The following is a 929-nucleotide window of genomic DNA, read 5'->3' on the forward strand; positions in this document are numbered from 1 at the left end:
AATCGGCGGTGACCGGCGAATCGGCGCCGGTGCTGCGCGAAGCGGGCACCGACCGCTCCGGCGTGATCGGCGGTACGAAAGTCCTGTCCGACGAGATCGTCGTTCGCATCACCGCCGAACCGGGGCACAGCTTCCTCGACCGGATGATCGCCCTGGTCGAAGGCGCCAACCGGCAGAAGACGCCCAACGAGATCGCGCTGGGCCTGCTGCTGGTGACCATGACCCTGACCTTCCTGATCGTGGTGGCCACGCTTCCGGCGATCGCCGGTTTCGTCGGCCTCAGCATCAATCCGCTGCTGCTGGTGGCGCTGCTCGTATGCCTGATCCCGACCACGATCGGCGGCCTGCTGCCGGCGATCGGCATCGCCGGCATGAATCGCGCGCTGGCCTCCAACGTGTTGGCCAAGTCGGGCAAGGCGGTGGAAGTGGCCGGCGACGTGGACGTGCTGCTGCTCGACAAGACCGGCACGATCACCCATGGCGACCGCCAGGCCACCGCGTTCCATCCGCTGGCCGGCGTGGACATGGACCTGCTGCGCGAGGCCGCGCTGCTGGCTTCGCTCGCCGACCCGACCCCGGAAGGCAAGTCGATCGTAAAACTCGCGCGCCAGCCCGGCGCATCCATCGACGAACCCGCCAATGCCCGCTTCATCGCCTTCAGCGCGCAGACCCGCATGTCGGGCGTGGACCTGGGCAACGACGGCGACGACGCGGCGCGCATCATCCGCAAGGGCGCGATGGACGCGATCGTGCGCCACGTGGGCGCGCTGGGTGGCGGCGAGCTGTCGCCGGAACTCGGCGCGCGCGTCGAGCAGGTCGCGCGCAACGGCGCCACGCCGCTGGTGGTGGCCGACGGCCGCCACATCCTCGGCGTCATCGAGCTGTCCGACGTGGTCAAGCACGGGATCAAGGAGAAGTTCGCCCAGCTG

General features: G+C 69.4%; 1 pseudogene. It reads left to right on the forward strand.

What is annotated here, in order from left to right:
• Positions 1 to 929: pseudogene (locus J7523_RS20395) on the forward strand (HAD family hydrolase); the annotation flags it as partial.

It is taken from the genome of Cellulomonas sp., from assembly GCF_017744555.1.
In the GTDB taxonomy this organism is placed as follows: domain Bacteria; phylum Actinomycetota; class Actinomycetes; order Actinomycetales; family Cellulomonadaceae; genus Cellulomonas.